The sequence below is a fragment of the Halomonas sp. NYA30 genome, assembly GCF_976980765.1.
On sequence record NZ_OZ334477.1, the window covers coordinates 34946 to 47869 of the forward strand.

Sequence of the window (12924 nt, forward strand, 5' to 3'; positions counted from 1 at the left end):
TGTCGTTAACGCCGCTGGCGATCCACCACATTAAGTGCCTTGAGTAGGTTGAGTGCTTCGCTAAGCTGGTAATCGTCAAGTAGCCGCTCGGCCATCTCCTGTCGATCACGGGGCGCCTGCTGGGCGCTTAGGTGGCCTTCAAGGTCGGCTTCGCGAATTTCACGGCGGCTTTCGGCGACTTCCAGGCGACCGCGGACCACTTCTACATCGGGTTCAATACCCTGGGCCTGGATAGAGCGCCCGTTGGGGGTGTAGTAGAGCGCTGTCGTCAGCTTCAAGCCTTCGCCATTGCCTAGCGGCATGATCTGCTGCACTGACCCCTTGCCAAAGCTATCGGTGCCCATGATGACGCCGCGTCGTTGATCCTGCAGCGCACCGGCGACAATTTCTGCCGCTGACGCACTGCCGCCGTTGATCAGCACCACCAGCGGCACATCACTAGCCGGCGTGGTGGGGGAGGCAGAGAACGACATTTCGGTATCCGAGAGGCGACCCTCGGTATAGACGATCAGCCCTTCGTCCAGGAACAGGTCGGTAATGCCAACGGCGGCCTGCAGCACACCGCCGGGATTATTACGTAAATCGAGTATCAACCCTTCCAGTGGCTGATCCTGTGCCATGCGCTCCAGCGCTTCGCGGGCCTGATCAGGCGTGCGCGATTGGAATTGGCTGATGCGTAGGTAACCGTAACCCGGTTCAAGCAGCTCGTGCTTAACGCTCTCGCTGCGAATAATTTCGCGGGTTAGGGTGAACTCGCGCGGCGTGTCTTCCCCTGAACGCAGCACGCTAATGCGAATCTCTGTGTCGGGTTCGCCGCGCATCAGGGTTACCGCTTCCTGCAGCGACATGCTGTCGGTAGGCGTACCGTCGATGGCCACGATAATGTCGCGGGACTGTAAACCGGCGCGTGAGGCCGGGGTGTCATCGATAGGCGTGATGACCATCAATTGGCCGTTCTCTGTGCCCACTTCGATACCAATGCCGCCAAATTCGCCCTGGGTCGACTCTCGCAGGCTTTGGTACTCCTCCTCGTCCAGGTAGGCGGAGTGGGGGTCAAGCTCGCTCAGCATGCCGCGCATGGCATTGCGCAGCAGCGTGCGATCGTCGACCTCTTCAACGTAAGCACGTTTGATGCGTTCAAACACCTCGGCGAAGGTCTGGATATCTTCAAGGGGGAGTTCGTTAGAGACAGGCTCATCCACCACGCTGCTACTGGCTGGTTGAGCAAGTAACGGTAGCGGGGCCGACAGTAAAACAATCGGCAGCAGGGTAGCCAAGAAGCGCTTGGCGGGGGTGGATACCCCGGTAACAGATAGCGTCATGCAGACTCCGCAGGGCGATAGGTGGCGTCGTGGTGCGTCACCTTGAAATAGTAGCTGGAATAACATTAACAACTGAGTCATTTATAAACTGAGATATTTATAATAGTGCAGCTTATCCCGTCAGCGGCGCGCAATCCAACGCTGCGGATTAATGGGTTCACCGCCTCGGCGCACTTCAAAGTAAAGCGCGGCGCGGTTCTGGCCACCGCTGACCCCCACACGGCCGATTTCATCGCCGCGGCTGACCTGCTGTCCAGGTCTAACGCTGAACTGCTGCAGGTGTGCGTGCAGCGTCATGATTTGGTCGCCATGATCGATAATGAGCAGGTTGCCAAACCCCCGCATCCAGTCGGCAAACACTACGCGGCCGGTATGAACAGCGGTCACCGGCGTGTCTGCGTTGGCTTGAATGACAATGCCGTTGTAGTGCACACCATCGCGATGGTGGAAATTGCTACTGATGGAGCCCTGTACTGGCCAAGGTAAATCACCTTGGGTACTGACAATATGCGTAGTGGGCGATGGTTCGGCAAGTTTTGCCATCTCGGCTTGGATATTGCGCAGCACCCGTTCGGCTTCTTCGCGGCTTTGATTGAGATCGGTTAGCCGCTCTTCTTCGCTGCCGTAACGGTCATCCAGGTTAGAAACAACGCCACGCCGTTCGGTCGTGCGCTCGGCAAGCAGCGCGCTTTGTTCTTCAAGCTCCTCGGCCAAGTCATCAAGACGCGCTTGCCGCTCGGCTAATTCACGCTGGGTATCGGCCAGGGCAGAATCGAGGCGGGCAATATCACTCAAACGGCGATTGCGAGCGTCCGTTAGCCGGTTTAAGTACGCCTGCATGCGATCAAGCTCAGCCGGATCGCCTTGGTTAAGCAGTAGTTTGAGCTGCGGGGTTGGGCCTAGTCGGTAAAGCGCTGAAAGCTGCTGGCTTAACGCGGCATACTGGTCATCGCGTTCACTCTCAAGCCGGTCGCGGTGCTGGCGTAGCTGAGTCGTTTCATCATTTAGCTGGCGGCGTTCAGCTTGCAAGGCGTCTAAGCGCTGATGCGTCTCGGCAAGTTCGGTTTCGACCTGCTGGAGCTCGCGTTCTGCGTCATCGCGGGCCTGCCCGGTGGCACTGAGGCGCTGGGCGACGGATTCGATCTCCTGGCCAATCGCATCCAGCTGCTGGCGCGCCGCGCCTTCATCCTGTTGGGCGATGCCTGCCGGCGCATAAATAAGCGCCAGCAGGAGTACCCCTGCCACATGCCAGCAAGTGCGCATTATTTAAAGTGAATCAATGATTTTCCAGTCATCGCCTCGGGCTGTTGCTGATCCATCATGGCTAACAGGGTGGGCGCTAGGTCGCATAGTTTGCCCTCCTCAAGCGTGGCAGGGCGTTCACCGGCGTAAATCAGCGGCACTACAAAGGTCGTGTGGGCGGTTTGGGGAGCGCCCGTTTCGGGGTGCACCATTTGCTCGGCATTGCCGTGGTCGGCAGTAATCAAGCAGGCGCCGCCAGCGCGCTCAATCGCTTCAACGACACGGCTCACACAGGTATCAACGGTTTCAATGGCCTTTACCGCGGCGTTGAAATCACCGGTGTGGCCGACCATGTCACCGTTGGCGTAGTTGCAAACGATCAGGTCGAAGCGGCCGTCATCAATGGCCTCTACCAGTTTGTCGGTGATCTCAAAGGCACTCATTTCAGGCTTTTCATCGTAAGTTCGCACATCACGTGGCGAGGGCACCAGGATGCGCTCTTCGCCTTCGTATTCGGCTTCATTACCGCCCGAAAAGAAGAACGTCACGTGCGGATACTTCTCGGTTTCGGCGATACGCAGCTGTTTCAAGCCGCGCTTGGCGACGACTTGCCCTAGGGTGTCGTTGAGATCCGACGGCGGGAAAGCGGCAGGGGCAGGGATATCAGCGGCGTACTGGGTCATCATCACCAGCCCCTTGCCCGCAAGCTTAGGGCATACACGCCGCTCGAAGCCCTTGAAATCCGGCTCGGCAAAGGCGCGAGTTAACTCACGGGCGCGGTCGGAGCGGAAGTTAAGGAAAATGGCGGCATCGCCATCCTGTAGCGTTACCGCATGCTCTTTGGTGCCGTCTTTCTGCGGTATGCTGCTCGCTGCTACAAATTCGTCAGTTTCACCGCGCTGGTAGGCGTCGCGTAGCGCGGTTTCGGCGCTGGTGGCGTAGTGCTCCGCATGACCATCGGTCAGTAGGCGGTACGCTTGCTCAACACGTTCCCAGCGGTTGTCACGGTCCATGGCGTAAAAGCGACCAATAATTGAGGCTACAAAGCCGTTATCAGCGCCCACCAGTTCTGCCAAACGGGCATTGGCGCGCTCTATTGATGATAGAGCGCTTTGCGGTGGCATATCGCGGCCATCGAGAAAAGCGTGAATAAAAATACGCTGGGCACCGCGGCGTGCGGCCAGTTCGGCCATGGCAATAAAGTGCTCTTCATGGCTATGGACGCCGCCGGGGGAGAGCAGGCCAATCAAGTGTACCGGCTTGCCGTTGGCGACGGCTTCGTCAATCGGCTGGGTAAGGTTTTCATTGACGTCCAGGTCGCCGTCTTCAATCGCTTTGCTGATGCGGGTGAAGTCCTGATACACGATACGCCCGGCACCGATATTCATATGCCCGACTTCCGAGTTACCCATTTGGCCTTCGGGGAGCCCCACGTTAAGGCCATCGGTATGAACGAAGGTGTGCGGGCAGGTTTCCCACAATTTATCTATCACCGGTTTATGGGCAGCGGCGACGGCATTATGGTCGCTGTCGGGGTTGTGGCCGTAGCCATCAAGAATAATCAGCGCCACTGGGCGCGGGGTACGCGAAGTATCCATAAAAACCTCGTTAAGATTGGCAAGCCGAACGACTCGAAAATTCGGGGTCGCGACGGACGCACGCTTGGGGCATCATAACGCAGGCAACTGCCAGGCGTCATGAGTTAGGAGCCTGCTCGGCTTAACACTGATCTACTGCGAATCCCGGTATTTTGGCCAACTTTTATCGATCAATTTCGTTAAATAGCGCGCTATTCGCCTCAATTGATCGATAAATTTGGCTCAAAATCCGTGCTTCTCGCGACGATCGGCTAAGCCGGACAGGCTCCTAGGCCTGCGCGGGAAGCTATCTGACGTGTATACTTGTCGCGTTTTGGCAGCGGTTAGGCCGCTTTTTTCTGCATTGACCAAGAGATTGTGTTCGCGATGATCGATCAGGTGTTCGAATTCGTACAGAACCACCCCCTGCTAGTTGGGGCATTTTTGCTGGTGCTAATCGCGTGGATCATTTATGAAACGCGTAGCGCCTCTACAAATGCACTGACCGCCTCGCAGGCCACTCAGCTTATTAACCGCGAAGACGCGGTGGTGCTGGACATACGTGAAAGCAAAGACTTCAAAGCCGGGCATATCGCGGGGGCGCGCAACATTCCGCAAAGCAACCTCGATAGCCGCATGAGCGAACTGGAAAAAGTAAAAGCCCAGCCGATCATCGTGGTATGCAAGCACGGTCAGAGTTCTGGTGCCGCACAGGCCAAACTCACCAAAGCAGGCTTTGAGCGCGCTTATAAGTTAAGAGGCGGTATGGCGCAGTGGCAAGGCGATGGCCTTCCGGTGGTTAAGAAGTAAGCGACGTTATTTTTATTTAATGAACAATCAGGAGTTATATCATGGCGGAAGATAACAATACCCCACAGGCCGGTGCCGCAACGGATGAAAAGCCGCAGCTGAAGTTTTCGCTGCAGCGCATTTATGTAAAAGATATTTCGTTTGAAGCGCCGAACTCCCCGTCGGTATTTAAGCAGGCGTTCAAACCCAAGGTGAACCTGGATCTGAATACCACCAGCACCAAGATTGCTGACGACCAGTACGAAGTCGTTGTCAAAGTGACCGCTCAGGTGAACGATAACGAAACGGGCACAACGTCTTTCCTGGCCGAAGTTGAACAGGCCGGCCTGTTCCGCATTGCCGGTATCGAAGGCGCACAGCTGGAACAAACCCTGGGTGCCTTCTGCCCTAACCTGCTGTTCCCCTATGCGCGTGAATGCGTGGATAACCTGGTCAACCGCGGTGGTTTCCCGCCACTGATGCTGGCACCGGTTAACTTTGAAGCAATGTACGCTCAGCGTAAGCAGCGCGAAGCCAAACAAGCCGAAGAGAACACCCACTAAGCGATGTCAAACGCCATGTCAGCAACCCACGCCGCTGATTGGTATGCCCAGCATGGCAAAATGCCACGCCTCTATGTGCCTGTTGATTTTGTGGCAGGTAAGGAGCTGGCACTGCCTGAAGGGCCTGCTCGTCATGTCACCCGTGTATTGCGCATGGGTGAAGGCACGCCGCTGGTGCTATTTGACGGCCAAGGACTTGAGGCAGGGGTGCGCTTGGTGGACGTTAGCCGTAAACAGACGCTAGCGCGAGTCGAAGCGGTGTGGACGGGCAGTGGTGAATCGCCACTGTCCGTCCATTTAGGCCAAGCCATCTCTAAAGGCGACCGAATGGATTATGCCATTCAAAAAGCCGTTGAGTTGGGCGTGGCGGCCATTACGCCGCTCTACACCGAGCGTGGCGATATGCGATTGAAAGGCGACCGTGAAGATAAAAAGCTGGCGCACTGGCAAGCGGTGGCTGCCAGCGCCTGCGAGCAGAGCGGTCGAGCGGTAGTTCCGCCAGTGCATCCACCCATGGCACTCCAAGCATGGCTTGCAGAGCGCCAGGAGCCGCTGCGCTTGATGCTGCATCTAGCGACCGGCAATGCGTTTGATCGCCAAGACCGACCGGCGTCGGTGGCACTGCTGATTGGTCCAGAAGGCGGTTTGAGCGAAAGCGATATCGCTGCCGCTCAAGTCGCTACCTTTACGCCGCTAACGCTCGGTCCCCGGGTATTGCGAACAGAAACAGCACCAATAGTGGCGCTTTCCCTGCTACAACACTACTTTGGCGATTTGTAAGCACTTACTATCAGCAAAGTTCTATCAAATTGCCTTTTTCCTTCTTTCGCTTGCCCCTGAACTCTCTCCATTTTGATATGTCTGCTTAAGCCCCTTAAGCACGATGGGCTTAAGCATCGGTAGCGTTTCTCCCGATAACCCGCTAATCACCGTTAAACGGAGTTGTCGGCCATGTGCGTAGCCCAGCCAGCAGGGCAGCCATATCGGTACGGGCGTGCTATCCAGCATCTGGATTCGCCAGTGGCGCGGGGTGGCTATGCGTTCCCATAGCCACAGTCGGTCCAGCGCTTTTGGCGTTGGCGGTGAACCGCTATCAATTTTAACGCCTGCACTGGGTTCTTCTTTTTGAGCGGGTAGTTCGGCCCCCACCAGTAGCAGTGCTCGGCGCATTTCATGAGCAGAGAGTAACCACGCCCCTGGCTTGCCATCAGCCACTCCCAAGCCTGCGGCCCACAGGCGAACCCAGGCCGGTTCGCAAGCATTGGCCCCAAGACGCTGTAGCCGCTTTTGAGCCGCTGTCGTATCAATACGCCGGTCTAGCGTTAAGCACTCAACCATTCGTCCACCACTCATTCGCCCAGCCCTGTAGTAGCGCTAACATGCCCAGCATGATGCAAAACCAAGCAAACAGACCGATACAGCGTCGGCGCGTCAGGCTGGCCTCTTTGCCAATCACCTGGGCGTTATCAGCTCTGGATGCCAGCACGGCCTGCATGTCTGGCGCAGCTTCTGCCATCATTACATCGCTCAACTGTTCTTGGCTGGGGGCTGGCGCTGTCAGGCTAACGAGATAGCCAACGCTCATCGACACCGCTACGCCGACCGTGTTGTTGTACAGCCAGGAGATATCGAGTAGCGCAGAGACTGCCCATACGGCAAACATGCCGGTAATGAGTCCAGCCATGGCGCCGCGCGCATTGGAACGGTGACTGAAAATAGCCAGCAAAAAGGTACCGAGCAGTGCCCCATAGAACCAGGAGCCAATCTGGTTGACCGCCTCGATCACGGGCCCTAGGTTACCTGCAAAAAAAGCAAACAGCGTGGCATAGAGCCCCCAGAAAATAGTGGCTAGCCGTGAGGCTTTTAAGTAATGGGCATCGCTGGCATTGGGTTTGAGATAGCGGCTGTAAAAATCCCGTACGGTCACCGCCGACAGCGAGTTGAGCGCCGAATCGAGGCTCGACATGGCCGCAGCAAACACCCCGGCAATCACCAGCCCGGCCATGCCTGAAGGGAACGCGTTGACGACATAGCGGGGCAACAGCTCATTGAGGTCATCAGGGGGCGTTAGCCCATGCTGCTGGTAATAGGTCGCCAAAATGACGCCAATAAATAGAAATAGCAGCATCTGTGGAATCAGTAGATAACCGCCAATCAGCAACGAGCGCTGGGCATCGAGCACCGAAGGGCTGGATAAGACACGCTGTATCTGGCTCTGATCGGTACCGAAGTAAGCCACATGCAGGAAAAACCCACCGAATAGCCCTGCCCATAGCGAGTAGGTCACGCTGGGGTCGAAGGACAAATCAATGGCGTTGAACATGCCGCTGGCCGCACCAAAGCTGAACACATCACCCCAGCCGCCGGGAAGGCTGGTTACCAAAAAGAAGATGCTTAATAGTGCGCCAAACCAGAGCACGAACATTTGCAATACATCCGTCCATATGACGGCGCTGATACCGCCCATGACGGTATAGCTGATGGCCAGTACCGCCATGATGATAATAGTAAGGTTGACGCTCCAGCCGGTTACCACTGCAAGCACTAACGCTGGCGCATAAAGCACCACGCCAGTGGCGAGGCCGCGGGCAATAAGAAACAGCAGGGCGGTAAGGGTACGCGTGGCCGGGCCAAAGCGACGTTCCAGCAGTTCGTAGATGCTATAGATGCCCGCGCGGTGAAAAATAGGCACCAACACTAAAATCAACACGATCATGGCCAAAGGTACATTGATAAACGTCACCAAGCGTTCAAGGCCGCCCTCGAAGCCCCAGCCAGGTGCTCCGATAAAGGTGATGGCACTGGCTTGAGTCGCCATCACCGAAAGGCCAATCGCCCAGCCCGGTATTTTGCGGCCGCCTAGAAAGTAGTCCTCAGGATTGTGCTGGTCTTTGCCAAAACGCGAACCAATCCAGGCAATAAGGCCGATATAACCGATCAGCACTACCGTATCAAAAAGCGTGAACCCTTCCATGTTCGCTCCCCCTACGCCTAATTTCGTCTAGTGTTTTGATAGTAGCAGGTTGTGAGGTGGTTGCTTTTCAGGTGCCACAAGCGTTTTCGACCACTAAAAAATCGACAACTCGCTTTGCCCTGTGTGTGCCAGACACCATAATGTTGTTCTATATTTCTTGAAGGACGTTCCCCATGGCCCGTGAGTCACACTCATCCCCCCGATCCGCCAGCGATGCATCTGCCCAGTTGGGCGAAGTGGCGTATCTAACGGTCACGGCCGTCAATAACATTGGCGCATTTTTGCAGTGGGGGCAGCCAAAAGATGTGTTGCTGCCCTTTAGCGAGCAACATTTTCGCCCTGATCCCGGCAAGCGCGTGCTGGTAATGCTGTATAGCGACGACCAGGGGCGGCCTGTTGCTACGATGAAACTGGATCGTTTTTTGACCGATGATGCCTGGGCATTGGAAAAAGGCGATGAGGTCGCCGTCGTGGTGGCGGAGCGTACAGATCTGGGTATGAAGGTCGTGGTAAATCACCGCTACTGGGGGCTTATTTACCAAGACGATGTCACTCAACCCTTGCGCCGTGGCCAATCAGTTAAAGGTTATGTGAAGCAGCGTCGTGAAGATGGCCGCCTAAATATCTCGCTACTACCGCCAGGTGCTGCCCGGCTCGATGTGGTGGGCGATAAGATAATGCAGGCATTGCGTGAAAGTGGCGGCTATTTGGCGCTGGGGGATAAAAGCCCCGCCCATGAAGTTAAAGCACGCTTAGGCGTGAGTAAAAGTGCCTATAAACAGGCCATTGGGCGGCTTTACAAGCAGCAGTTGATCACCCTCGAGCCTGACGCTATTCGCTTAGTGCCCGGCGCGCTGAGTGAGTAGTTAGCTGGGGCAGTTGGAGCCTAGCGGGCAGTGCGGCATACTGGGCCTCTATTGTTCATGTTTGGATAGTGCCCCCGATGAGCCAATCAAATCTGCATCTCGGCGTTGTGATGGATCCCATCAGCGACATCGCTTACAAGAAAGACACCACCATGGCCATGCTATGGGCCGCCCAGGAACGAGGCTATACCCTGCACTATATGGAGCAGGAAGATCTTTTCTTGAATGCGGGGCAAGCCTACGCGCGTATGCGGCCGTTAACGGTGCACCGTGATCCCAACCACTGGTACGATTTGGGCGAACCTTCTGCGCGCCCATTGGTTGAGCTGGACGTAGTGTTGATGCGTAAAGACCCGCCCGTCGATGCTGATTTTACTAACGCCGTACATCTTTTGGGCTTTGCCGAACGTGAAGGGGTGCTGGTGGTTAACCCAACGGCGGCGCTGCTGCAGTGTAATGAAAAGCTGTTTGCCCAGCAGTTCCCTCAGTGCTGTGCACCCACGATAGTCGCAAGCCGCGATGACGTTCTGCGCGCCTTCCACGCCGAGCACGGCGACGTGATCTTCAAACCACTGGATGGCATGGGCGGTACCGGCATTTTTCATATTGGCCCAGATGGTCGCAATATCGGCGCAGTGATTGAGCAGCTTACCTTTCGCGGCCAACGCCAAATCATGGCGCAGCGTTATCTTCCCGAAATTAAGGATGGCGATACGCGCATTCTCTTGGTCGATGGTGAACCCGTACCCTTTGGCCTGGCACGTATTCCGTCAGCGGGCGAAACCCGTGGCAACTTGGCTGCTGGTGGGCGGGGCGTCAGTCGTGAACTCACCGAACGTGACCATTGGCTTATTCAACAGGTGCAGCCAATGATTCGTGACAAGGGCTTAATGTTCGTTGGTCTCGATGTGATCGGTGACTATATTACTGAAATCAACGTCACCAGCCCCACCTGCGTACGTGAAATAGATGACCAGCGGGGAACGAATATCGCCGGTTTGCTGCTGGATGCCATTGAGCGCCGCTTAGCCTAAGCGCGGCTTCACTCTTATAATGACACTTATTACGTTATGCCTGTTGGAGTACCAACAGGCAGTGGGAGACGCATGCAAAGTTTGAAACATCACTTTTTAATGGCCATGCCACATTTAGAAGATCCTAATTTTGCCGGTAGTCTGATCTATCTTTGCGATCACGATAGCAACGGCTGCATGGGGGTGATTACTAACCGTCCGTTAGAGATCACCCTTGAAGCCCTGTTTGATCAACTGGAACTGGGTGGTGAGGCAAGCCCGCACCGCAATGCACCAGTCTATTACGGCGGGCCGATGCACAAAGATCGTGGCTTCATTCTGCATGTCGGGGATAGCCAGCAATGGGACTCGAGTATCCAGGTGGAGGATGGCATCGCGCTGACTACCTCGTTGGATATTCTTCAGGCCTTTGCTGCTGGCGAGGGGCCCGAGCACTTTTTAGTTTGCTTAGGCTGCGCAGGCTGGGAAGTAGGGCAGTTGGAAGAAGAGCTAAAGGAGAACAGTTGGCTAACGGTAGAAGCCGAGAGCAGCGTGCTCTTCAACACCCCACCCGTTGAGCGCTTAACTGCGGCGGCTGGTTTACTGGGTATCGATCTTAACCTAATGACCCGAGACGCGGGGCACGCCTGATGGCTGAAGCGGGGCAGCGCTTAATCTTGGCCTTTGACTACGGCACTCGGCGTATCGGTGTGGCGGTGGGCAACGAGTTACTGCGCAGTGCGCGCGAGCTCACTCCGCTGACGGCACGGGATGGGATTCCCGATTGGAATGTCGTGTCACGGCTACTTAACGAGTGGCAGCCGGATCTGTTGGTGGTGGGGTTACCGCTGAATATGGATGGTAGCGAATCAGAGATGAGCACTCGCGCCCGCAAATTCGGCAATCGTCTGCATGGCCGCTACGGCAAGCCGTGTGAAATGGTCGATGAGCGTGGTACCACGCGGGAGGCGAAAATGATCGCCCGTGAGGCGGGGCATAAAGGCAACTATCGGCAAGATAGTGTCGATGGCATTGCGGCTATTCTTATTCTTGAAGGCTGGTTTGCCCACCAGGAAGGTTTGCCAGGTGGGCGTCTTTCACTGTAACGCCTATGAAGCCCTTCTTTTAGCGATCTAGCGTGCCTGTTTGAGTTGGCACGTACCAGCGCACCGGCCGTAACTCCTGCTCAATTAGTTCGTCGACCTTTAGTAACGTTGCGAAAATTGCCATCCGCATGGGAATGCCGTTATCGGTTTGGCGGAAAATCGCCAGACGCGGGTCGCCGTTCAGATCCACGTTTAAATCATTCGCACCGGGGCGGCTGTCCCTAGGCAACGGGTGCATCACTATTGTGCTTTGGCTGCAGCGCTGGTCCAGAAAATCGCGGTTGACCATAAAGTCGTCGGAAAGCCCCTGAAAACTCTCATTCAACTCGTCGGTAAAGCGCTCTTTCTGAATACGCGTTGTGTACACCACATCTAAATCTGCAAAGTCGTTGGCTAATGAGTCGCGCTGCTCAATGCGATGGCCGCGCGATGCCACTAGATCAATCAGTTTTGAGGGCATTTCAAGACCTGGCGGTGATACCAGCGTAATGCGCAGCGGATCATAAAGTGATAAGAGCTTGATCAGTGAATGGACGGTGCGACCGTATTTCAAATCCCCAGTGAGTAAGATATGGGCATCGGTCAGCGATTTACCCAAGCGCTGAAACTCTTTATCAATCGTATAAAGGTCAAGCAGCGCTTGGCTGGGGTGCTCGCCAGGGCCGTCGCCGCCATTAATCACTGGTACATTAGTAGCTGCAGCAAATTCAGCCACTGAACCCTGATCGGGGTGGCGCATCACAATGGCGTCACAGTAGCCACTCATTACCCGGCTGGTGTCGTAGAGTGACTCGCCCTTCGCCATAGAGGAGAAGGTAAAGCCAGTGGTATCGCACACGCTGCCGCCCAAGCGGCAAAAGGCTGCATTAAAGCTGACCCGTGTTCTTGTGCTGGCTTCAAAAAATAGATTGCCGAGTACCGCCCCTTCCAACACGCGCGTCACTTGGCGTCGTTGAGCGATTGGCTCCATGCGCGCAGCAACACGCAGTAAATGATCAACGCTTTCACGGTTTAATGAGTCGACAGTTAGCAGGTGGTGGCTCATGGCGGACCTCAGCAATGTGGTAGATGAGGCTAGTGTAACCGCCAACGAGGTTGGCGCCGAAGGGGTTTAATCCACTAGGAGCGGCTAATCTGTAATTTTTCTACAAAAGCCCTTGCCAACGCGTCCGCGAAACCGTAAAGTACGCATCCGCTGCCGGGGACGCCAAGCGTTACCAGCGGTGAATAAGGTGTAAAAGCCTTGGTTTGTCAGGAAGTTAGCGCAAGTTTTATCGCTCGCTTCATCCGCTAAATACAGCGGTTGACAACCACCAGGAAATGCGTAGAATACGCCTTCCTCGCTGAGGCAAGCCAAGTCAACGGCAAGCCGGTTACTTTCACAGTAACCATGACAGCGAAAACGCTCTTTAACAATTTGATCAGGTAATTCATGTGGGCGCTTGCTGACGTTGGTGACAAATCACCAAATA

13 protein-coding genes are annotated in these 12924 nt (G+C 55.6%); 7 read left to right on the plus strand and 6 right to left on the minus strand.

Annotated elements, in window-relative coordinates; translation table 11 throughout:
- Positions 1–5: 5 nt before the first annotated feature.
- The 3 genes from ACWI0H_RS00155 to gpmI form a co-directional block, all read right to left on the minus strand.
- Positions 6–1322 carry a S41 family peptidase gene (locus ACWI0H_RS00155; protein ID WP_472954749.1) on the minus strand — a complete coding sequence of 439 codons (1317 nt, stop codon included), beginning with the start codon at positions 1320–1322 and terminating at the stop codon, positions 6–8.
- 120 nt (positions 1323–1442) lie between these two features.
- Positions 1443–2585, minus strand: coding sequence for a murein hydrolase activator EnvC family protein (locus ACWI0H_RS00160; protein WP_472954750.1), 1143 nt, complete (start codon positions 2583–2585; stop codon positions 1443–1445).
- The gene (gpmI, locus tag ACWI0H_RS00165) at positions 2585–4162 is read right to left on the minus strand and encodes a 2,3-bisphosphoglycerate-independent phosphoglycerate mutase (protein ID WP_485874511.1); all 1578 of its coding nucleotides are present in this window, start codon (positions 4160–4162) and stop codon (positions 2585–2587) included. Before gpmI ends, ACWI0H_RS00160 begins: the two co-directional genes overlap by 1 nt.
- A gap of 366 nt (positions 4163–4528) precedes the next feature.
- Between gpmI and ACWI0H_RS00170 the strand changes: the two genes are divergently transcribed.
- From ACWI0H_RS00170 to ACWI0H_RS00180, 3 genes are read left to right on the plus strand one after another with little or no spacing between them, the layout of a single operon-like run.
- Entirely contained in the window at positions 4529–4951 is a 423-nt protein-coding gene (locus ACWI0H_RS00170) for a rhodanese-like domain-containing protein (RefSeq protein ID WP_008959138.1), read from the plus strand.
- A 41-nt stretch (positions 4952–4992) separates the two neighbouring features.
- The gene (gene secB, locus ACWI0H_RS00175; RefSeq protein ID WP_008959139.1) at positions 4993–5493 is read left to right on the plus strand and encodes a protein-export chaperone SecB; all 501 of its coding nucleotides are present in this window, start codon (positions 4993–4995) and stop codon (positions 5491–5493) included.
- Between the two features lie 3 nt (positions 5494–5496).
- Entirely contained in the window at positions 5497–6273 is a 777-nt protein-coding gene (locus tag ACWI0H_RS00180; protein ID WP_485874512.1) for a 16S rRNA (uracil(1498)-N(3))-methyltransferase, read from the plus strand.
- A 24-nt stretch (positions 6274–6297) separates the two neighbouring features.
- On the opposite strand, the gene ACWI0H_RS00185 is transcribed toward ACWI0H_RS00180, so the two are convergent.
- On the minus strand, positions 6298–6846 hold the full coding sequence (locus ACWI0H_RS00185; RefSeq protein WP_485874513.1) for a hypothetical protein: 549 nt from the start codon (positions 6844–6846) through the stop codon (positions 6298–6300).
- A complete protein-coding gene (locus ACWI0H_RS00190; protein WP_485874514.1) occupies positions 6824–8467 on the minus strand; it encodes a sodium:solute symporter family protein in 1644 nt (547 codons plus the stop codon). The genes ACWI0H_RS00185 and ACWI0H_RS00190 overlap by 23 nt, the downstream gene beginning before the upstream one ends.
- Positions 8468–8640: 173 nt before the next feature.
- On the opposite strand from ACWI0H_RS00190, the gene ACWI0H_RS00195 reads away from it, so the two are divergent.
- From ACWI0H_RS00195 to ruvX, 4 genes are all read left to right on the plus strand, one after another.
- Entirely contained in the window at positions 8641–9333 is a 693-nt protein-coding gene (locus tag ACWI0H_RS00195; RefSeq protein ID WP_485874515.1) for a CvfB family protein, read from the plus strand.
- 77 nt (positions 9334–9410) lie between these two features.
- Entirely contained in the window at positions 9411–10367 is a 957-nt protein-coding gene (gshB, locus tag ACWI0H_RS00200) for a glutathione synthase (protein WP_008959144.1), read from the plus strand.
- Positions 10368–10439: 72 nt separating this feature from the next.
- Entirely contained in the window at positions 10440–10997 is a 558-nt protein-coding gene (locus tag ACWI0H_RS00205) for a YqgE/AlgH family protein (protein WP_485874516.1), read from the plus strand.
- On the plus strand, positions 10997–11452 hold the full coding sequence (ruvX, locus tag ACWI0H_RS00210; protein WP_485874517.1) for a Holliday junction resolvase RuvX: 456 nt from the start codon (positions 10997–10999) through the stop codon (positions 11450–11452). Before ACWI0H_RS00205 ends, ruvX begins: the two co-directional genes overlap by 1 nt.
- A gap of 19 nt (positions 11453–11471) precedes the next feature.
- Here the strand turns inward: ruvX and ACWI0H_RS00215 are convergent, their stop codons facing one another.
- The gene (locus tag ACWI0H_RS00215) at positions 11472–12497 is read right to left on the minus strand and encodes an aspartate carbamoyltransferase (RefSeq protein ID WP_485874518.1); all 1026 of its coding nucleotides are present in this window, start codon (positions 12495–12497) and stop codon (positions 11472–11474) included.
- Positions 12498–12924 lie beyond the last annotated feature (427 nt).

Excerpts from the sequence above, each read along its gene's own strand:
- ACWI0H_RS00155 (WP_472954749.1), bottom strand. The coding sequence starts at position 1,322 with ATGACGCTATCTGTTACCGGGGTATCCACCCCCGCCAAGCGCTTCTTG.
- ACWI0H_RS00160 (WP_472954750.1), bottom strand. The coding sequence starts at position 2,585 with ATGCGCACTTGCTGGCATGTGGCAGGGGTACTCCTGCTGGCGCTTATT.
- gpmI (WP_485874511.1), bottom strand. The coding sequence starts at position 4,162 with ATGGATACTTCGCGTACCCCGCGCCCAGTGGCGCTGATTATTCTTGAT.
- ACWI0H_RS00170 (WP_008959138.1), top strand. The coding sequence starts at position 4,529 with ATGATCGATCAGGTGTTCGAATTCGTACAGAACCACCCCCTGCTAGTT.
- secB (WP_008959139.1), top strand. The coding sequence starts at position 4,993 with ATGGCGGAAGATAACAATACCCCACAGGCCGGTGCCGCAACGGATGAA.
- ACWI0H_RS00180 (WP_485874512.1), top strand. The coding sequence starts at position 5,497 with ATGTCAAACGCCATGTCAGCAACCCACGCCGCTGATTGGTATGCCCAG.
- ACWI0H_RS00185 (WP_485874513.1), bottom strand. The coding sequence starts at position 6,846 with ATGAGTGGTGGACGAATGGTTGAGTGCTTAACGCTAGACCGGCGTATT.
- ACWI0H_RS00190 (WP_485874514.1), bottom strand. The coding sequence starts at position 8,467 with ATGGAAGGGTTCACGCTTTTTGATACGGTAGTGCTGATCGGTTATATC.
- ACWI0H_RS00195 (WP_485874515.1), top strand. The coding sequence starts at position 8,641 with ATGGCCCGTGAGTCACACTCATCCCCCCGATCCGCCAGCGATGCATCT.
- gshB (WP_008959144.1), top strand. The coding sequence starts at position 9,411 with ATGAGCCAATCAAATCTGCATCTCGGCGTTGTGATGGATCCCATCAGC.
- ACWI0H_RS00205 (WP_485874516.1), top strand. The coding sequence starts at position 10,440 with ATGCAAAGTTTGAAACATCACTTTTTAATGGCCATGCCACATTTAGAA.
- ruvX (WP_485874517.1), top strand. The coding sequence starts at position 10,997 with ATGGCTGAAGCGGGGCAGCGCTTAATCTTGGCCTTTGACTACGGCACT.
- ACWI0H_RS00215 (WP_485874518.1), bottom strand. The coding sequence starts at position 12,497 with ATGAGCCACCACCTGCTAACTGTCGACTCATTAAACCGTGAAAGCGTT.